At 71.3% G+C, this 19,253-nt stretch carries 14 protein-coding genes and 1 pseudogene; 13 read left to right on the top strand and 2 right to left on the bottom strand.

Annotated features, from left to right (window positions below):
* The first annotated feature begins 149 nt into the window (after positions 1–149).
* From F9278_RS19345 to F9278_RS19305, 8 genes are all read left to right on the top strand, one after another.
* On the top strand, positions 150–575 hold the full coding sequence (locus F9278_RS19345; protein ID WP_152169483.1) for a hypothetical protein: 426 nt from the start codon (positions 150–152) through the stop codon (positions 573–575).
* Positions 576–651: 76 nt separating this feature from the next.
* The gene (locus tag F9278_RS19340) at positions 652–1,587 is read left to right on the top strand and encodes a TatD family hydrolase (RefSeq protein WP_152169482.1); all 936 of its coding nucleotides are present in this window, start codon (positions 652–654) and stop codon (positions 1,585–1,587) included.
* A 203-nt stretch (positions 1,588–1,790) separates the two neighbouring features.
* Entirely contained in the window at positions 1,791–3,050 is a 1,260-nt protein-coding gene (locus F9278_RS19335) for a ubiquitin-like domain-containing protein (protein WP_404819015.1), read from the top strand.
* Between the two features lie 294 nt (positions 3,051–3,344).
* Positions 3,345–4,280, top strand: a complete 936-nt coding sequence (gene rsmA, locus F9278_RS19325) for a 16S rRNA (adenine(1518)-N(6)/adenine(1519)-N(6))-dimethyltransferase RsmA (RefSeq protein ID WP_152169481.1) — start codon at positions 3,345–3,347, stop codon at positions 4,278–4,280.
* A complete protein-coding gene (locus F9278_RS19320; RefSeq protein ID WP_152169480.1) occupies positions 4,277–5,191 on the top strand; it encodes a 4-(cytidine 5'-diphospho)-2-C-methyl-D-erythritol kinase in 915 nt (304 codons plus the stop codon). The genes rsmA and F9278_RS19320 overlap by 4 nt, the downstream gene beginning before the upstream one ends.
* Before the next feature lie 67 nt (positions 5,192–5,258).
* Positions 5,259–6,680: an acyltransferase family protein gene (locus F9278_RS19315; protein ID WP_152169479.1), complete on the top strand. Its 1,422-nt coding sequence runs from the start codon at positions 5,259–5,261 to the stop codon at positions 6,678–6,680.
* Positions 6,681–6,911: 231 nt separating this feature from the next.
* Positions 6,912–7,691 (top strand): MHYT domain-containing protein, encoded by a 780-nt coding sequence (locus F9278_RS19310; protein ID WP_152169478.1) that lies wholly within the window; start codon positions 6,912–6,914, stop codon positions 7,689–7,691.
* A 155-nt stretch (positions 7,692–7,846) separates the two neighbouring features.
* Positions 7,847–9,811, top strand: coding sequence for a sensor histidine kinase (locus tag F9278_RS19305; protein ID WP_226966812.1), 1,965 nt, complete (start codon positions 7,847–7,849; stop codon positions 9,809–9,811).
* A gap of 84 nt (positions 9,812–9,895) precedes the next feature.
* On the opposite strand, the pseudogene F9278_RS19300 reads toward F9278_RS19305, so the two are convergent.
* Positions 9,896–10,246, bottom strand: a pseudogene (locus tag F9278_RS19300) (proprotein convertase P-domain-containing protein); the annotation flags it as partial.
* 258 nt (positions 10,247–10,504) lie between these two features.
* On the opposite strand from F9278_RS19300, the gene F9278_RS19295 reads away from it, so the two are divergent.
* The 5 genes from F9278_RS19295 (at position 10,505) to F9278_RS19275 (ending at position 18,042) form a co-directional block, all read left to right on the top strand.
* Positions 10,505–11,014 (top strand): DUF2269 domain-containing protein, encoded by a 510-nt coding sequence (locus F9278_RS19295; protein WP_152169476.1) that lies wholly within the window; start codon positions 10,505–10,507, stop codon positions 11,012–11,014.
* Between the two features lie 67 nt (positions 11,015–11,081).
* Entirely contained in the window at positions 11,082–12,899 is a 1,818-nt protein-coding gene (locus tag F9278_RS19290) for an ABC-F family ATP-binding cassette domain-containing protein (RefSeq protein WP_152169475.1), read from the top strand.
* Between the two features lie 259 nt (positions 12,900–13,158).
* Entirely contained in the window at positions 13,159–15,006 is a 1,848-nt protein-coding gene (locus F9278_RS19285) for an outer membrane protein assembly factor BamB family protein (protein WP_152169474.1), read from the top strand.
* Positions 15,007–15,094: 88 nt separating this feature from the next.
* Positions 15,095–17,032, top strand: a complete 1,938-nt coding sequence (locus tag F9278_RS19280; RefSeq protein WP_152169473.1) for an outer membrane protein assembly factor BamB family protein — start codon at positions 15,095–15,097, stop codon at positions 17,030–17,032.
* 314 nt (positions 17,033–17,346) lie between these two features.
* A complete protein-coding gene (locus F9278_RS19275) occupies positions 17,347–18,042 on the top strand; it encodes a helix-turn-helix transcriptional regulator (RefSeq protein WP_152169472.1) in 696 nt (231 codons plus the stop codon).
* On the opposite strand, the gene F9278_RS19270 is transcribed toward F9278_RS19275, so the two are convergent.
* Positions 18,021–19,220 (bottom strand): serine hydrolase domain-containing protein, encoded by a 1,200-nt coding sequence (locus tag F9278_RS19270; protein WP_152169471.1) that lies wholly within the window; start codon positions 19,218–19,220, stop codon positions 18,021–18,023. The two genes, F9278_RS19275 and F9278_RS19270, sit on opposite strands and share 22 nt — an antisense overlap.
* Positions 19,221–19,253: the final 33 nt, after the last annotated feature.

Here is a 19,253-nt window from a genome sequence, read left to right as displayed (position 1 = left end):
CAGCCCTGCTACGGGCGGGCTTCCCACAAGGGGAGGCCAAATGCGCTTCAACAGTCGGCAGGTGGGGTGCGCGAGGGGTCCGCTCGGGCGTCCACTGGGTGGTGAGGACGTCCACGTCCTCACCGTCCAGCGGACCAGAGGAGCTGGCAATGACCGAGATCGCAGAGCGCGCGGTGCTGCGCGACACCGCCACCGCCGTCGTTCACGAGTCGTACGCGTTCGCGTGCATGCGCTGCGGGCACGGCTGGGAGCAGTCGTACGAGATCGAGCACCACAACGACGCCCAGGGCCGGGACTTCGTGATGTACGTGGCCGACGGCAAGGTCGTGCCGTCCCCGCTGTCGAGGCCGGCGTGCCAGAACTGCGACGGTCATGTCGTCCGGATCATGCGGGCGGGCCAGGTGGCGTCGATTCGGGACGCCGAGCGCCGCCGGCACCTGCCGAAGCCCCGCCCCGTGGCGGACGCCGACGCCGACGCCGACGCGACCGGGACGGGCGACACGGCGGAGGCCAAGGAGCACCACCACTGGCACCTGTCGGATCTCCTGCACCCGTTCCACCGCAAGGCGAGCTGATCCTCCCCCAGTGAGCCTGGAGGGCATGCCCCGCTCCCGCGATCCGCGCGATCGGCGCGATTCGTAGGATCGGGGCATGCCTTCGAACGACTCCGGCAAGGACTCCGGCAACGCGTCCGGCAACGCCTCCGGCAAGAGCGTCAAGAACGAGAAGAACGCCGCGCCCCCGCTGCCCGTGCCCCTCGGGGTGCCGGTCGCGGATTCGCACACCCATCTGGACATGCAGTCCGGCACGGTCGAGGAGGGCCTCGCGAAGGCCGCCGCCGTGGGGGTGACGACGGTCGTCCAGGTCGGCTGCGACCTCAAGGGCTCGCGCTGGGCCGCCGAGACGGCCGAGCGCCACGCGGCCGTGCACGCGACGGTCGCGCTGCACCCGAACGAGGCACCCCGCATCGTCCACGGCGACCCCGACGGCTGGTCCCGGCAGGGCGCCCGTACACCCGGCGGGGACACGGCGCTCGACGACGCGCTCGCCGAGATCGACCGGCTGGCCGCGTTGCCACAGGTCAAGGGGGTCGGAGAGACGGGCCTCGACTACTTCAGGACCGGGCCGGAGGGCAAGACCGCCCAGGAGCGCTCCTTCCGCGCGCACATCGAGATCGCCAAACGGCACGGCAAGGCGCTGGTCATCCACGACCGCGACGCCCACGACGACGTGTTGCGGATCCTGAAGGAGGAGGGCGCGCCCGAGCGGACCCTCTTCCACTGCTACTCCGGCGACGCCGACATGGCCGCCGTCTGCGCCGCGCACGGCTACTTCATGTCGTTCGCCGGGAACATGACCTTCAAGAACGCGCAGCCGCTGCGCGACGCCCTCGCCGTCGCGCCCCTCGAACTCGTCCTCGTCGAGACCGACGCGCCGTTCCTGACACCCGCGCCGTACCGCGGACGGCCCAACGCGCCGTATCTCATTCCGGTCACGGTTCGGGCGATGGCGGCGGTCCGGGGCATCGGCGAGGACGCGCTGGCGACGGCGATCGCGGCGAACACGGCGAGGGCGTTCGATTACTGAGGGGTCACGTCGTATCGGCCGTCCGGGGGACCCAAAAAGATGATCAGCGGCCCGTGTCGCGACACTGCGTGACCGCGTTGCTTTGGAGGGTGACCGGAGTCCGCTAGGTTCACGTCGCCCGACCCGGACCCGGATCCCCTCTGGAGCGTGTCGTCGTGAGCAATGCGCAGCCGTCGAATGTGCAGCCGAACGTGCGGTCGGACGTGCGGTCGGACGTGCGGTCGTCGTCGTACGAGGCCGAGACGCCGCCCTACGGGGTGTACGCGGACACCTACCGGCCGGCCTATGAGGATCTCCGGCCGGAAGGGCCTCCCGGCGGAGGCCGGGCCTCCTCCCGGCGGGCCGTACGGCGCAGACGGGCCGCAGACCGGTCCGGTTCGCTGCGGCGGCTGGTGCCGCAGGCGCTGGTGGTGGCGTTCCTCGCGGGTGGGACCTCCGCGTTCGTGGCGAAGGACAAGGCGATCGAGCTGACCGTCGACGGGCGCCCGCGCACGCTGCACACCTTCGCCGACGACGTCTCCGAACTGCTCGCCGACGAGGGGGTCGCCTTCGGCGCCCACGATGTGATCGCGCCCGCCCCCGGCACCGCGCTGAGCAGCGGTGACGAGGTCGCCGTGCACTACGGGCGGCCCGTCGCCCTCACCCTGGACGGCCAGCGGCGCAAGGTGTGGACGACCGCGCACACGGTGGACGGGGCGCTTCAGCAGCTCGGGGTGCGTGCGGAGGGCGCGTACGTCTCGACCTCGCGCTCCCAGCGGATCGGGCGGGAGGGGCTGGCGCTGGACGTCCGTACCGAGCGCACCGTCACGATCATGGCGGACGGGCGGACACGGACGATCCGGACGAACGCGGCGACCGTGGGGGAGGCCGTGGAGCAGGCCGGGGTCACCCTGCGCGGGGAGGACACCACCTCGGCCGAGTGGTCGAGCTTCCCCCGGGACGGGCAGACGGTGACCGTGCTGCGGGTGACCGGGTCGACGGAGGTGCGCGAGGTGCCGATTCCGTTCCGGGTGCGGCGCGTCGACGATCCCTCCCTCTTCCGGGGCACGGAGGTCGTCGAGCGGGCCGGGGCCGTGGGGACGCGGCGGGTCACCTACGCGCTGCGGACGGTCAACGGGGTCAAGCAGCGGCCCCGGTTGCTGCGGACCGAGATCGTGCGTGAGCCTCGGGACCAGGTGGTGAAGGTGGGGACGAAGGCGATTCCGACGTCGGTGGCCGGGGCGGAGGGGTTGAACTGGTCGGGGTTGGCGGCGTGCGAGTCGGGGGGCCGTCCCAACGCGGTCGATCCCTCCGGGACGTACGGCGGGCTGTACCAGTTCGATACGCGGACCTGGCAGAGCCTGGGGGGTAGTGGGCGGCCCCAGGACGCGTCCGCGGGTGAGCAGACGCTGCGGGCGAAGAAGCTGTATGTGCAGCGGGGGGCGAGTCCTTGGCCGCATTGCGGGGCCAGGTTGCGGGGGTGAGGGGCGCCTAGTGGGGTGCGGGTGCGTTGGCGGCTGCGTTGGCGGCTGCGGGTGCGTGGGGCTTCTCGCGCAGTTCCCCGCGCCCCTGAAAGACCATGGCCCCGCGCCCCTGAAAGACCACGGCCCTGCGGGCCTGAAAGACCACGGCCCCGCGGGCCTGAAAAGCAGGGGGCGCAGCCCCTGCTTTTCAGGGGCGCGGGGAACTGCGCGAGAAGCCCCACCGGGCCGCGCTCGCCCACGCACCCGCACCCCCGAGCTGTCAGGCGCCCCGGCCCCAACCCGTACCCTTGTGCCGTGACCAGCCCCTCCCCCGACGCCCTCCTGGGCCCCGCCGACGTCCGCGAACTCGCGGCAGCGCTCGGCGTGCGCCCCACCAAGCAGCGTGGCCAGAACTTCGTGATCGACGCGAACACGGTCCGCCGGATCGTGCGGACCGCCGACGTGCGCCCGGAGGACACGGTCGTCGAGGTGGGCCCGGGTCTCGGCTCGCTCACCCTGGCCCTGCTGGAGGTCGCGGACCGGGTCACCGCCGTCGAGATCGACGACGTCCTCGCCGCCGCGCTGCCCGCGACGATCACCGCCCGGATGCCCGCCCGCGCCGCCCGTTTCGCCCTCGTGCACTCGGACGCGATGCAGGTGACCGAGCTTCCCGGCCCTCCGCCCACGGCGCTCGTCGCGAACCTCCCGTACAACGTCGCCGTCCCCGTCCTGCTGCACATGCTGGAGACCTTCCCCTCCATCGAGCGCACCCTCGTGATGGTCCAGGCGGAGGTCGCCGACCGGCTCGCCGCCGGGCCGGGCTCGAAGGTGTACGGGGTGCCGTCGGTGAAGGCGAACTGGTACGCGCGGGTCAAGCGGGCCGGCGCGATCGGGCGGAACGTCTTCTGGCCGGCGCCGAACGTCGACAGCGGCCTTGTCTCGCTGGTCCGCCGGGCCGAGCCGCTCAAGACCACCGCCGACCGGCGGGAGGTGTTCGCGGTCGTCGACGCGGCCTTCGCCCAGCGCCGCAAGACGCTGCGCGCCGCGCTCGCCGGGTGGGCCGGTTCGGCCGCCGCCGCCGAGGCCGCGCTCGTCGCCGCCGGGGTCTCCCCGCAGGCCCGCGGCGAGTCCCTGACGGTCGAGGAGTTCGCCGCCATCGCCGAGAACCGCGTCACCGACCCCGCCGCCGACACCGGGACCGACAGCAGCACCGACAGCAGCACCGACCACGAGGAGTCCCGTCAGCCGTGAGCGTCACCGTTCGCGTCCCCGCCAAGGTCAACGTCCAGCTCGCGGTCGGCGGTGCCCGGCCCGACGGCTTCCACGACCTGGCCAACGTCTTCCTCGCCGTCGGGCTGTACGACGAGGTCACCGCCACCCCCGCCGACGAACTGACCGTCACCTGCGAGGGCCCCGGCGCCGACCAGGTCCCGCTGGACGCCACGAACCTCGCCGCCCGCGCCGCGCTCGCGCTGGCCGCACGCCATGGCGTCGAGGCGGCCGTCCACCTCCACATCGCCAAGGACATCCCCGTCGCGGGCGGTATGGCCGGCGGCAGCGCGGACGCGGCCGGTGCGCTCCTGGCCTGCGACACGCTGTGGGGGACGAACGCCTCGCGCGCCGAACTCCTCGACATCTGCGCCGAGTTGGGCAGCGATGTGCCGTTCGGCCTGGTGGGCGGGGCCGCTCTCGGGACCGGGCGCGGCGAGCGGCTCCAGCCCCTCGACGTCGGCGGGACCTTCCACTGGGTGTTCGCCGTCGCCGACGGCGGGCTCTCCACCCCTGCCGTCTACCGCGAGTTCGACCGGCTGCACGCGCACGACGTCGTCCCCGAACCCGTCGCCTCCCAGGTGTTGCTGGACGCGCTCGCCAAGGGTGACGTCGACGCGCTCGCGGCCTTCCTGCCTGGCTCCAACGGCCTTCAGCCCGCCGCCCTTTCCCTGTTCCCGAGGCTGGCCGACACGCTCGCCGTGGGCCGTGCCGCCGGCGCGCTCGCCGCGCTCGTCTCCGGCTCGGGCCCGACCACGGCCTTCCTCACCCGGGACGCCGACTCGGCCCGTACCGTCGCCGAGCGCCTCCTCGCGTCCGGCACCTGCGAGGCCGCGCGGGTGGCCGCCTCGCCCGCGCCGGGGGCGACCGTGCTTCCGGCGGTCCGACCGTAGGTACTCAGACATGAGCTGAGTACGGGAGCGCTGCCGCCCGCCCCGGCGCCCGCGCGACCGTACTCCCATGACCGCAACAGCCAGCGCGAGGACCGGTGTCGGCGCGCGCGAACTCGCCGCCGCCACCCCGTCCACCCGTGACCGGTATGTCGACCTCCTCCGCGTCGCCTCTCTCGGCACGGTCGTGCTCGGGCACTGGCTGATGGCGGCCGTGACCACCGGCGGCGACGGCGCCAGTGGTGGCGGGGTCGAGGTGGGGAACCTCCTCGCCGTCGAGCCGCGGCTCCAGATCCTCACCTGGGCCCTGCAGATCATGCCGGTGTTCTTCTTCGTCGGCGGCTTCTCGCACGCCCTCGCCTACCGCTCGCTCAGCCGCAAGTCCCCGGACGGGGGTTCGGTCTACCCCGCCTTCCTGCGCGTCCGCCTCCAGCGGCTGCTCCGGCCGACCATGGTGTTCATAGGGGTGTGGGGCGCCGCCGCCGTCCTCCTCCATCTCACGGGCCGGGGCGGCGGACTGCTCGACGTGGCGCTGCGACTCGTCGCCCAACCGCTCTGGTTCATCGGCGTCTACCTGGCGATGGTCGCCTTCACCCCGCCGCTGCTGAAGCTGCACGAGCGATACGGGTGGGGCGCGTTCGGGGGGCTCGTGGCCGCCGCCGCGCTCGTGGACGTGCTGCGCTTCGCGCTCGACGTGCCGTTCGTCGAGTTCCTCGACTTCGCCTTCGTATGGCTCGCGATCCATCAACTCGGGTTCCTGCGCGCCGACGGGCGGCTGACCCGGCCGTACCTCCTCGCCGGGGCCGGGCTCGCGGGGGCCGCGCTGCTGGTGGCGTACGGGCCGTATCCGCTGTCGATGGTCGGGATGCCGGGCGAGAAGGTGTCGAACATGGCGCCGCCGACCTTCGCGCTGCTGTGCCACGGGCTGTGGCTGGTCGGCGCGGTGGAGTGGCTGCGGGGGCCGGTCGCGCGATGGCTGGAGCGGCCGAAGGTGTGGCGGACGGTCGTGGCGGCCAACGGAGTCTCGATGACCGCGTTCCTGTGGCACCTTTCGGCCATGCTCGGCGTCTACGGTGTGCTGCTCGCCCTCGAAGTCGACCTGCCCGCGCCCGCGTCGGGCGACTGGTGGCTCCAACTGCCGCTGCGGATAGGGGCCGCGGCCGTGCTGACGGCCGGGCTCGTCGCCGTGTTCCGGAGCTTCGAACGGCCCGCGGCGCGGTCCGCCGCACGGCCCGGCGGGCGGTCGGCCCGTACGCGGGCGGGGAGTTCGCGCAGGTCGGGCGCGTTTTCCGGGCCCGCAGCCGCACTTGGGGCGACCCTGTGCCTCTTCGGTGTGCTCGGGCTGTCCATGGTCGGGTTCGGTGGACTCTTCGAAGGGCGTTCGGCCCTGCTGATCGCCGTCCAGGTGACCGCTCCGGTGGCGGTGGCGATGACCCTGGCCGGGTGGGCGCTGGTGGAACTCATTGGTCGTGGTGAACGGTCAAGTGCCTGACCGAGGCGGACCGGTGGAGGAAATGTGCAGGTCAGGCAATGGTCTGACGTACCCCTCAGTTTGTAATCCACGCCACAGTATTTTAATGTTCGGCAAAATCCCCTCTGGGCCCCTTTAGGGTGATCTGCCCGTCGTTTTCGGGTGGCATGATCTCGATCCCCGGTGCCTCGTTACCGGCGGTACTTCCCGTGCGCGTGGTGTCGTCCCCGCGGCGGGCGAGAGGGGTTCCTCATGGGACACATGGACCACTTCAGCGCCGGATGGGTCACCCCCGTCCTCTCCTACGTCATGGCCTGCGTCGGCTCCGCGCTCGGACTGCGCTGCACCGTCAGGGCACTTGAGGCGGACGGCGCCTCGAAGCGGAACTGGCTGACGCTGGCCTCGTTCGCGATCGGCTCGGGCATCTGGACCATGCACTTCGTCGCGATGATGGGCTTCGGGGTGGAGGGGACGCCGATCCGCTACGACGTCCCGATGACCGTCCTCAGCCTGGTCATGGCGATCGCCGTGGTCAGCGCCGGTGTCTTCACCGCCGGTTACGGCCGCTCCCGGGTCCGCGCGGTGGCCTTCGGCGGCCTCGGCACCGGGCTCGGCGTGGCCGCGATGCACTACACCGGCATGGCCGCGCTCAATCTCCACGGCCGGATCGACTACGACCCGTCCCTGGTCATCGCCTCCGTGGTGATCGCGGTCGTCGCCGCCACCGCCGCGTTGACGCTGACGCTGGTCGTGCGCGGGGGAGTGCTCGCCGCGCTCGCCGCACTCGTCATGGGGCTCGCGGTGAGCAGCATGCACTACACCGCGATGTACGCCGTGAGCATCGATCTCGCGCCCAGCACGGCGCGGTTGGCGGGGGCGACCGCGACGGAGTTCCTGTTCCCGCTCGCCGTGATGCTGGGCTCGTTCCTCTTCCTGACCTCGGCGTATGTGGCGTTGTCGCCGACGGGGAAGCGGGCGGAGTCCTCTTTCGCCGATGAGCTGCTGCGTGAGGTCGAGTTGTCGACGGCGTAAGCCTTCCGTTCGACGTTCAGTGATTGTCTGCGGGCCCGGTGGGGGCTGGTCGCGCAGTTCCCCGCGCCCCTTTGGGGCGCTCGATCCGCCCTTTCTCAGCGAGGTCCCCAATGAGAATCTTCCGTGCAAGCTCCCGGCTGTTGCGTCCTCGGTCCGTGCGGGCGAAGATCGTCGCGCTGCTGATGCTGCCCATCGTGTCGCTGATGGCGTTGTGGAGCTATGCCGCCGTGACGACCGTGGCCGCGATCGGCGACACCGAGCGGGCCAAGGATGTCAACAGTGAACTGCTGGCGCCGGTCGCCGAGTTCGTGACCGTGCTGCAGAACGAGCGGACGGCCGCGATGCGGTACGCCGCCAGGCGCAGCGACACGGGGTTCGACGAGCTGAGGGCCGATCAGCAGGCCACCGACAAGGCGGTGACCGCGCTCCGCACGGGCCTCAACTCGTCCAGTTCGGACGCGGGCCTCATCGACACGGGTCTGCCCGGCCGACTGGAGACCCTCGAAGGCGACTTCAGCGATCTCGCCGCCCTGCGCGCGGACACCACCGGGGCGGGCACGCGGAACGCGGTCTCGACGGCGTACACCAAGTACTCGGCGGTCATCGATCACGCCTTCGCCGTGACCGGTGCGCTGACCAGCGAGAAGGGCACCGACGCGACCTCCGAGGCGCGGGTCGTCCTCGAACTCTCCCGGGTCCGGGACGCCGTGGCCCGCGAGCAGGCGCTGCTGGCCGCCGCCACCGCGTCCGGGACGCTGACCAAGGAGCAGTACGCGCTGTTCGTCGGCGCCGTCGCCACCCAGCGCGAGCTGCTGAGGCCCGCGATCGCGGACCTCCGGGCCGAGCACCAGCCCGCGTACAACGTGCTGCTGGACAGCGACATTTACACCACCCTCGGCAAGGTCGAGGACGGGGTGACCGACGTGGGAGCGGGGCCGGTGTCGGCGGCCGTGCTGAAGGACTGGGACGCCTCGTCGCAGGCCGTGCTGAAGGGGCTGGCCGAGGCGGAGGAGGACGCGGGCACGGGCGCGGCGGCCAAGGCGGACGTCTTCGGCTGGGACACGCTCGGCGCGTCCGGTGTCGCCGTCGTCCTCGGCCTGGTCGGCGTACTCCTGTCGCTCCTCGTCTCCGTGGGCGTCGGGCGCGGCCTCATCGTCGAACTCCTCGATCTGCGCAACTCCGCCCTGGAGGTCGCCGGGCGCCGGCTGCCCCAGGCCATGCGCAAGCTGCACGCCGGGCAGGGCGTGGACATCGACGCCGAGGCCCCGATGCGGCGCCTCGCCGGTGACGAACTCGCCCAGGTGGGCACCGCGTTGACGGCCGTGCAGCGGGCCGCGCTGAAGGCGGCCTCCGAGCGCGCCGAACTCCTCAGCGGGATCTCCGGGGTGTACGTCAGCCTCGCCCGCCGCAGTCAGGTGCTGCTGCACCGGCAGCTCGATCTGCTCAGCGTGATGGAGCAGCGGCAGCGGGAACAGTACAACCACACCGAGCTGTACGACCTCTACCGCGTCGACTATCTGGCCACCCGGATGCGGCGCCACTCCGAGTCGCTGCTGATCCTCTCCGGGATCGCCCCCGGCCGTGGCTGGCGGGACCCGATCGCGCTGTCGGACGTGCTGCGGGCCGCCGTCGCCGAGATCGAGGACGCGACCCGGGTGCAGATCTGGGCCTCGCCGAAGGTGTCGCTGAACGGCGGTTCCGTCGCCGACGTCATCCATCTGCTGGCCGAACTCGTCGAGAACGCCGCCGCGTTCTCCCCGCCCTCCACCAAGGTGCAGTTGCGCGCCGCCCGGCTGCGCGACGGCGTCCTCATCGAGATCGATGACAGCGGCTTCGGCATGAACGACGAGGCGATGGCCGACGCCAACCGCAAGATCCAGTCGGAGCGGGTCGACCTGCTCGACGCCAAGCAGATCGGCCTGGTCGTGGTCAACCGCCTCGCCGACCGCCAGGGTCTGCGCGTCGAGCTGCGCCACTCGACCGACGGGGGCGTCGCCGCGGCCGTCTTCATCCCCGAGCACCTGATCCGTGACGACATGCCCGTCCACCAGGAACCGACCGACGACGCCCGCTCCCTGGCCCCGGCCTCGGCACTGATCCAGCAGCGGCGCCGGCCCTAGGCATCTCGCGGAACCGCCGTGCGCCTCGGGTGATGGTGTCCCCGGGGCGCACGGCGTTTTCGTTCCCGCGTCGCTACGGTCGGCCTAGAAGGTCGGCTTCCAGCTGTTGATGCAGCCGGTGTCGGCGCTGTAGACGTCCTGGACCTTCAGCTGCCAGGTGCCGTTGACCGTGGTCTCGCTGGACGCGTCGACCGTGTAGGTGGCGTCGACGTTGTCCGTGGAGTCGGAGGAGCCGCTGCTCTTCAGGCGGTGGGTCGAGCCGTCCGGGGCGACGAGGTCGATGACCAGGTCACCGCGGTAGGTGTGGACGATGTTGACGTACACGGACAGGTCGCTGGGGGCGCTGCCGGTGAGACCGCTGACGGTGACGGGCGAGTAGACGGCGGACCCGGCGTCGGGAATCGAGACATCGGTGGTCGACTCGAACGCCGAGCCGGTGTCGCCGCTGCCCGCGCCCCTGAGGAGCAGGGGCTGCGCCCCGTGCTCTTCGGCCGAAAAAGCAGGGGCGCGGCCCTGCTTTTTCAGGGGCGCGGGGAACTGCGCGAGAAGCCCCACGCACCCGCACCCGACCACCACCCCGTACTCCCACCCCGTACTCCCACCCCGTACTCCCACCCCGTACTCCCACCCCCGTACCCCCGGATACTCCCGCCGGCAGACGACCCCGGTGCCCCCGCCCGGCACGGTGGGCGTATGAAGACAAGCCGTCCCGTACGCCGGGCCCTCCTCGTCGTCCATGTCGCCGTCTCCGCCGCCTGGCTCGGGCTCACGCTCGGGCTGCTGGCGCTCGGGGTCACCGCGGGCACCACCGGGGCGGCGGTCACCGTGGAGGCGTCCGTCCGGGCCATGGAGCTGTTCGCGGACTGGCTGCTGATCCCGGTCGGTGTCATGACCTTCGCCAGCGGGCTGGCACTGTCGCTGGGCACGAAGTGGGGGCTGGCCCGCCACCGCTGGGTCTGGACGAAGTTCTGGCTGACCCTGGCCACCCTCACCGCCACCGTCCTCGCCCTGCGCCCCGGCGTGAACACGGCCGTCACCGCCGTCGCGGCGGGCGGCCCGCTGCCGGACGCGGGAGACGTCCTCTTCGGACCGCTCGTCTCACTGTCCGCGTACGTCTTCATGACGGTGATCTCGGTACTCAAGCCCTGGGGCCTCACCCGACGAGGCCGCCACCTGCGCGCGGCCACCGCCCACCGGGGTTAGGGCCCGTCACGCCCTCCCGCCCCGCCGACTACCCTGGAGGGTCGATCGTCCCCGTGGCAGGAGAGTAATGGCCGTCAACCTGGTCAATGTCGAGAACGTCAGCAAGGTGTACGGCACCCGCGCCCTGCTCGACGGGGTCTCGCTCGGCGTCTCCGAAGGGGACCGGATCGGCGTCGTGGGGCGGAACGGGGACGGCAAGACCACCCTGATCCGGATGCTCGCCAAGCTGGAGGAGGCCGACTCCGGCCGGGTCACCCACTCCGGCGGACTGCACGCCGGAGTGCTCACCCAGCACGACTCCCTCGACCCGACCGCCACCGTCCGGCACGAGGTCATCCGGGACATGGCGGACCACGAGTGGGCGGGCAACGCCAAGATCAGGGACGTACTGACGGGGCTGTTCGGCGGGCTCGACCTGCCCGGCTTCCCGCAGGGCCTCGACACCGTCATCGGCCCCCTCTCCGGCGGCGAGCGCCGGCGCATCGCGCTCGCCAAGCTGCTCATCGAGGAGCAGGACCTGATCGTCCTCGACGAGCCCACCAACCACCTGGACGTGGAAGGCATCTCCTGGCTCGCGAACCATCTGCGCGAGCGCCGCTCCGCGCTCGTCTGCGTCACCCACGACCGGTGGTTCCTGGACCAGGTCTGCACCCGGATGTGGGACGTGCAGAAGGGCTCGGTCTTCGAGTACGAGGGCGGCTACTCCGACTACGTCTTCGCCCGCGCCGAGCGGGAGCGGATCGCCGCCACCGAGGAGACCAAGCGGCAGAACCTGGTCCGCAAGGAGCTGGCCTGGCTGCGGCGCGGCGCCCCCGCCCGTACGTCGAAGCCGCGCTTCCGCGTCGAGGCGGCCAACGAGCTGATCGCGGACGTACCGCCGCCGCGTGACACGAGCGAGCTGATGAAGTTCGCCTCGTCCCGGCTCGGCAAGACCGTGTTCGACCTGGAGAACGTCACCGTGCAGGCCGGGCCGAAGGTGCTGCTGAAGCATCTGACCTGGCAGCTCGGGCCGGGCGACCGCGTCGGCCTCGTCGGTGTCAACGGCGCGGGCAAGACCTCCCTGCTGCGGGCCATGGCGGACGCCGCGCGCAGCGAGGGGGAGAAGCAGCCGGCCGCCGGGCGGGTCGTCACCGGCAAGACCGTCAAGCTCGCCTACCTCTCCCAGGAGGTCGCCGAACTCGACCCGAACCTGCGGGTCCTCCAGGCCGTGCAGCAGATCCGCGACCGCGTCGACCTCGGCAAGGGGCGCGAGCTGACGGCGGGGCAGCTCTGCGAGACCTTCGGCTTCAACAAGGAGAAGCAGTGGACGCCGGTGAGCGACCTCAGCGGTGGTGAGCGGCGGCGGCTCCAGCTGCTGCGGCTGCTGATGGACGAGCCCAACGTCCTCTTCCTCGACGAGCCGACCAACGACCTCGACATCGAGACCCTCACCCAGCTGGAGGACCTGCTCGACGGGTGGCCCGGGTCGATGGTCGTGATCTCCCACGACCGGTTCTTCGTCGAGCGCACGACCGACAAGGTGTTCGCGCTGCTCGGGGACGCGGCGCTGCGGATGCTGCCGCGCGGGATCGACGAGTACATCGAGCGGCGGCACAAGATGGAGGAAGTCGCCGCCGCCGCCTCGCCGGTGGCCGTGAAGGCCGCCTCGGAGAAGGCGGAGAAGGCCGTCTCCGCCGCGGACTCGCGTGCCGCGAAGAAGGAACTGCAGAAGATCGAGCGGCAGTTGGACAAGGTCTCCGAGAAGGAGGCGAAGTTGCACGCGCGGATCGCCGAGAACGCGACGGACTTCTCCAAGGTGGGTGAGTTGGACGCCGAGTTGAGGGCGTTGGCCGGGGAGAAGGAGGAGCTGGAGATGCGGTGGCTTGAACTCGCCGAGGACGCGTGAACACTCCGCTGCGGGCATAGGGCGCACGTCCCGTGAAGGGGGCGTGGAGGAGCGTAACGAGGGCATCACGGGCCGGTTCTCCCTTGGGAACAGGGGAGCGACCGGCCCCGTGCGTAGGAACGTCACAGTGATAGAAAGAGCCGTCTGAGAAGAGTTTCGGCAGTCCGAGACAGTCCGAGACAGTCCGAAAAGCGACACCACGCGTGATCACGGGTGGCTCGAAAAAAGCGAACACACAGCGAACAGGGGGAGAGCGCTGATGGTTCAGCCACCCGATCAGCCGTCGCAGGGCGGCTACGGGACACCACAGAACCCGCCACCGCCGTCACATCCGCAACCGGGGCAGTCGCCGCCGCAGCCGTACGGCTACCCGCAGACACCTTCGCCGCAGGGCCCGCCCGCTCCGGGTCCCGGCTACGGGTACCCCCAGCAGCCTCAGCCGCCCGCGCAGCCGGGTCCGTACACCCCGCCACCCGGCCCGTACGGCCAGCCGCAGCAGCCGGGCCCGTACGGTCAGCCGCAGCAGCCCGGTCCCTACGCGCAGCCCGGCCCGTACAACCCCGCGTCGCAGGCCGGTTACGGCTATCCGCAGGCGCAGTACGCGGGCGCGCCCACCCCGCCGGTCGGTGGCGGTGGCGGAACCGGCGGTGCGAAGAACCCCCTCAAGGGCCGGCCCGCGCTGGTGATCGGTGCCGCCGTGGTCGCGCTGCTCGTGGTCGGCGGCGCGGTGTTCGCGGCGACGGGCCTCGGCGGTGACGACGAGAAGAAGCCGGTCGCCAAGGAGAGCGCGAGCCCGAGCGCGGACGACAAGCCCACCCCCGACCCCTCCACGCCCGTGAACCAGGGCGACGGCAGCGGCGACGGCGGCGAGGACCTCGACGTCTCCGACCTCAACGCGGACCGCGAGGACGGCGAGGCGAAGGTGCTCTGGTACAAGAGCGCCCCGGACGCCCCCGGTTCCGGCGCGAGCGCCCCCGGCCTGTGGGTCACCGACAAGGTCGCGGTGAAGCCCGCGTACAAGCAGCTGTTCGCGTACGACGTGGCCGACGGCAACCCCGCCTGGGACCCGATCGAGTTCCCGGGCAAGATCTGCACGGTCACGCCGACGGCGACCGCCGACGACCGGGTCGTGATCTCGTACCAGAAGAGCACCTCGAAGAACGCCGAGTGCGACCAGCTCCAGCAGATCGACCTCAACACCGGTGACAAGGGCTGGCAGGTGGAGGTCGAGGAGGGCGAACTCTTCGACAGCAACATCAGTGTCGGGCTGTCCGTCACCGGCGACACGCTGATGGTGGGCCGCTCGCAGTCCGGCACGGCGTACGACATCAACACCGGCAAGAAGCTGTTCGACAAGAAGAGTTACGGCCAGTCCTGCTACCCGGCCGGGTTCGCGGGCGGCGCGCGGCTGATCCTGGTCTCCTCCTGCGCGGTGACCACCGACAAGGAGCACGACGAGGTCCAGGAGCTGGACCCGAGGACCGGCAAGGCCAAGTGGACGCGGAAGATCCCCAAGGGCTGGAAGGTCGAGCACGCGTACTCGGTCGACCCGGTCGTTCTCTACCTCACCAACGAGGAGGAGAACACCTGGAACATCTCCACGCTCAAGGCCGACGGCTCCACGCGCTCGCAGGTCGAATCCGACGCCACGTTCGCGCCCGAGTGCGACGGCGGGATCCTCACCCGCGACATGCAGGGCTGCACGGGTGTCGCGGCCGACGCGAACACCCTGTACCTGCCGACCGAGGAGAAGGACGGCACGAACGAGATCGTCGCGCTGAACCTCTCCACCGGCAAGGAGAAGTGGCGTGTCAAGTCGCCCTCCGCCGACGCCGAGATCACCCCGGTGAAGATCGAGGGCGGGAAGCTCCTCGCGTACGTGGAGCCCTCGCGCGACGCGGGCGGCCAGGTGGTGTCCTTCCCGACCACCGGCGGCAGCCCCAAGGCCACCGTGCTCATCCGGATGCCGGCGAGCGCCGCCGAGATCGAGAGCTCCTTCTACTCGAAGGCCATCGACTACGTGGGCGGGCGCTTCTACATCTCCACCACCCTGCTGAACGGTGTCGACGACGCGAAGGAGAAGTTGATGCTGGCGTACGGCAAATGACCTCTTCGCCGACCTCTTCGCCGACCTCTTCGCACGTCCCCCACCCGTCCTCCCAGGTCTCCTAGATCCGCTTCGAGGTATTCACGTCATGACGCAGCCGCCGCCCCCGCCGAACCAGCCGCCGGGCCCGCCCCCGAACCAGCCGCCCGCCCAGCCCCCGGCCCAGGGCCAGCCCCCGGCCCAGGCACAGCCGCCCGCGCAGCCGCCGCAGAACACCCCGCCGCCGCAGGGTGGTTTCGGCGCGCCCACGCCTCCGCCGCCCGGCGGCTTCGGCGCCCCGACGCCCCCGCCGCAGGGCCCGCCCGCGCCGGGCCCGGGGTACGGCTACCCGCAGACGCCCCCGCCGCAGCAGCCCGGCTACGGCTACCCGGGCCAGCCCGGTCAGCCGGGTCCGTACGGCCAGCCGCAGCCCGGTCCGTACGGCCAGCCGCAGCAGCCGGGCCCCTACGGGCAGCAGCCGTACGGCTATCAGCCGCAGACCATGCCGATGCAGCCTCAGGTCGGTCAGGTCCCGCCCGGCGGTCTGCCCGGCAAGAAGAAGCCGAACTCCACGGCGATCATCATCACCGCGGCGGTCGCGGCCATCGCGCTGATCGTCGGCGGCGGTGTCTGGTACGCCTCCTCCGGCGGGGACGACGACAACGGCAAGAAGGACACGGCCAGTTCGGAGGGCACCTCCGGCGGCAAGGACGACACCAAGGGCGACGAGGGCGGTTCGTCGTCGTCCGGCGGCTCGTCGAGCGGCGGCGTGGAGATCCCGACCCAGGCGCAGGAGAAGGCGCCCTCCAGCACCAGTGCGAAGCTCCTCTTCCAGGTGCCGGCGCACGAGGTCAAGGAGAAGCTGACGATCGACAGCGTCAAGGGCTCCTGGCTGACGAAGACCACGTACGCCAAGGCCGCGCTCAACAAGATCATCGGCTACGACCCGGACAGCGGGAAGTCCAAGTGGACGCTGGACCTGGCCGGTCAGACCTGCGCGGGCTCCCGTGAGATCACCACCGAGGGCATCGCCGTCGTGGTGACGGAGTCGGCCAAGCGCAAGAACAACGACGACCGCCAGCCCTGCTCCGAGGTCACCGCGTTCAACGTCGAGACGGGCAAGGAGGTGTGGACCAAGAGCGCCGACCTCAGCGGCAGCAAGGTGCCGTTCGGCGAGGTCACCATCTCCGGTACGACGGTCGCCGCGGCCGGCGGCTACTCCGGCGGCGCCGCGTTCGACGTCAACTCCGGCAAGGTGCTGTGGTCGCCGAAGGCCGGCGAGTGCACCGACGAGGGCTACGCGGGCGGCGCCCAGCTGATCGCGGTCCGCAAGTGCGGCGACTACGGCAGCGAGACCTTCGAGATCCAGCTGCTCGACCCGAGGTCGGGCAGCGTCAAGTGGACGTACAAGGTGCCCTCCGGCATCCAGCGCGCCAAGATCATCTCCACGAACCCTGTGGTCTTCGGCGTGGTGACGGGCAGCGATGTCCCGCTGACCGGCACGACCGACATCTTCTCGCTCGACGACAAGGGCAAGCTGCGCGCCAAGATCTCCATCCCGGACGACAAGTACGACTACGAGTGCCCCGTCCGCGGGGTCTGGGCCTGCAAGGGCATCTACGTCGGCAACGACAAGGTGTACATGCCGACCAAGAGCCACGACGGCACCGCCGCCTACAGCTCCACCAACGAGATCGTCTCCTTCTCGCTGGCCACGGGTAAGTCCACCGGCGACCGGGTCGACGCGGGCGACGACTACGAGCTGTTCCCGATCCGGATGGACGGGCCGAACATCATCGCGTTCAAGGACGGCCCGTACGACAAGGGCGCCCAGATCGTCTCCGTCGACGCCAAGACGCTGAAGCAGACCAAGCTGCTGGAGACCCCGGCCTCGGAGTCGGTGCTCCGCGCGATCAGCGCGATGACGCCGACGATGAGCGAGATGCTCTACACCGACGGACGCTGGTTCATCGGCTCCGAACTGGTCAGCAAGCCCTACTCGGACGACGAGAAGGAGTACACGGCGCTCGGCTTCGGGGCGAAGTAACCCCACACGCCCCCTCCGACCTCCTTCGCTCTCACTCGATCTGCTTCTCCGGCCCCGCCCCAGCTCAGGGGCGGGGCCGTGCACTTATCCCTCATCCCGCTCGAATGGGAGGGAATTTCGGTAATCCGGGGCACTTCTCTCCCATAGGGGGAGCGCAACGTCGAACAAGCGTGTAGCTTCCGGGGGCATGAAGAGCGGGCGTCGGCGGGCGAGTCGGCGGGAAGTCGGGGGGCTTCTGTCCGCGAGGTCCGGTGGGCGGCCATAGTGGGCAACCATCTGGGGGACCGTGGGGGACTGGGGGGTGGGGTGGCTCGATGGGAGTGCGGCTGATGGTGGTCGACGACCACCGACTGCTGGCCGAGGCGCTGGCCTCGGCGTTGAAGCTGCGGGGGCACCGGGTGCTGGCGGCGGCGGCGCCCGCCGCGGGCGCGGCGGAGCTGGTGATCACAAGGGCACCCGAGGTGTGCCTGATCGGCACGGCGACACCCGCCGAGCCGGGGATGTTCGACCCGGTGGTGAAGATCAAGCGCGAACGCCCGCAGGTGGCGGTCCTGGTCCTCGGACCGGTCCCCAGCCCGCGCGGCATCGCGGCGGCGTTCGCCGCGGGAGCCTCGGGCTATGTCCGGCACGACGAACGCATCGAGGGCGTGGAGCGGGCCATCATGAAGGCGCGGGCGGGTGAGGCGGCGGTAGCCCCCCAACTCCTCCAGAGCGCCTTCGGCGAACTCCTCAACCCCGCCGCCCAACCGGACGACGAGGGCCAGCGCCTGCTCCAGATGCTGACCCCGCGCGAGGTCGAGGTCCTGGTCCGGGTCGCGGACGGCGAGGACACCCGCCTGATCGCGGCGGGCATGGGCATCGCCCCGTCGACGGCCCGCACGCACGTCCAGCGCGTGCTGATGAAGCTCGGCGTGGGCTCCCGCCTGGAGGCGGCGGCACTGGCGGCCCGCACGGGCTTGCTGGACCGGGCGGGGCCGGTGCGACACGGTCACTCGGGGGCGGAGGCGTAGGGGACGCCGGGGCGGGTGCACAGGGCGTGGTCGATGAGGTCGGTGATGCCTCGGATCTGTCGTACGGCGGTCTTCTCGTCGCCGGGTCGGCTGTGGACGGCGACGGTGACGGAGGTACGGCCGTCGGGCGTCGTCCCCGGCCACGTCAGAGCCCCGAAGCTGCTGCCGCTGTGGCCCCAGTAGCCGCCGCCGCACGTCAACGGCGTCCACTCCAGCCCGAGTCCGTAGCGCGACCCGGGTACGCCGTCGGGGGCGTCGGGCACGGCGACGGTGCGTCGCATCTCGGCGAGCTGGGCGGGGGCGAGGAGCCGGCCGCCGAGGAGTGCGGCGAAGAAGCGGTTCGTGTCGGCGGCCGTACTGACGATCGACCCGTCGGCGTCCCCGTCGAAGGGGAGGTAGGCGAGGGTGGTGTCGGTCATCGGGGCGTCGTCGCCCGGCTCGAACTGCTGGTAGTTACGGGCGTGGGGGCGGGGGAGCGTCGGATCGTCACCCGGCGCGTACGTCCGCGTGAGCCGCAACGGCCGCAGGATCCGCTTGCGCACCTCCTCCTCCCACCCGCTGCCGGTGACCGCCTCGATCACCATCCCGGCCAGGATGTAGTTGGTGTTGGAGTACTCCCAGCGGGCGCCGGGCTCGAAGACGGGAGGGTGCTTCATGGCGAAGGCGACGCGCTGCCGCGAGGTGTAGGTGGTCGACCGGTGCGCCAGGTACCCGGCGGCACTCAACTCGGGTACGACATCGGCGATGTAGTCGGGCACCCCACTGGTGTGCTGCAGCAACTGCCGCACGGTGATCCGCCGCCCGTCGTTCCCGCTCCCCTCCACCACCCCCGGAAGCCACCGCTCCACACTGTCCTCCAGCGCCAGCCGCCCCTCACCGACGAGCTGCAGGACGACGGTGGCGACGTAGGCCTTCGTCGTGCTCCCGATCCGGATGTACCCGGCGGGTGGTACGGGCGCACCGGTACGGAGATCCCCCACACCACTGCGGGCGGTCTTCGTCCGACGCGGCGTGTCCAGCCGCACGGACACCCCGGTCACCCCGCTGTCCCGCAGGGCGTCGGCGTCGCGTTGCAGGGGGTCCGCTCCGGCTCGGGCGTGGGCCGGTGCGAGACCGGCAAGAAGCGTGAGGGCAAGGGCGACGAGGGCGGTCGGGGCGGTGCGGGGGGTGGTGGTCATGGGACCACCGTAGAAACGCGCGTTCCTGACCTG

This window comes from Streptomyces phaeolivaceus (assembly GCF_009184865.1).
Taxonomy (GTDB): Bacteria; Actinomycetota; Actinomycetes; order Streptomycetales; family Streptomycetaceae; genus Streptomyces; species Streptomyces phaeolivaceus.
The sequence above is the reverse complement of the archived record's forward strand: the minus strand, read 5'-3'. Positions and strand labels throughout refer to the sequence as shown.